At 65.5% G+C, this 406-nt stretch carries 1 protein-coding gene; it reads left to right on the top strand.

The window, feature by feature from the left end; genetic code table 11:
* A partial coding sequence (locus IMZ11_RS44495) for an acyl-CoA dehydrogenase family protein (RefSeq protein ID WP_228649818.1) occupies positions 1-406 on the top strand: 406 nt, incomplete at both ends.

Below are 406 nucleotides of genomic sequence, written 5' to 3'. Positions count from 1 at the left end.
CGACGGCTGGCGGGTAAACGGGCAGAAGATCTGGACCTCCTACGCCACGATGGCGCAGTGGTGCTTCTTGCTGGCCCGCACCTCCAAAGGCGAGAAGAAACAACAGGGGATGACGATCTTCCTGGTGCCCATGGATTCCCCGGGCATCACGGTGCGCCCGATCCGGACCATGATGGGCCCGCATCATCTCAACGAGGTGTTCTTCGACGACCTGTTGGTCACCGAGGCCGACGTGCTCGGCACGGTGGATCAGGGCTGGTCGATCGTGCAGGACGTGGTGTCCTTCGAGCGTGTCGGCATTGCCCGCTACGCCCGCTGCGAACGGCTGCTGCAGGCCGCACCCGACGTGCTCGGCGACAAGTGGGAGCAACTGCCCGCCGAGCACGTCGGGTGCGGCCTGCAGCAG

Source organism: Microtetraspora sp. AC03309 (genome assembly GCF_020826795.1).
Taxonomy (GTDB): Bacteria; Actinomycetota; Actinomycetes; order Streptosporangiales; family Streptosporangiaceae; genus Microtetraspora; species Microtetraspora glauca.
The sequence above is the reverse complement of the archived record's forward strand: the minus strand, read 5'-3'. Positions and strand labels throughout refer to the sequence as shown.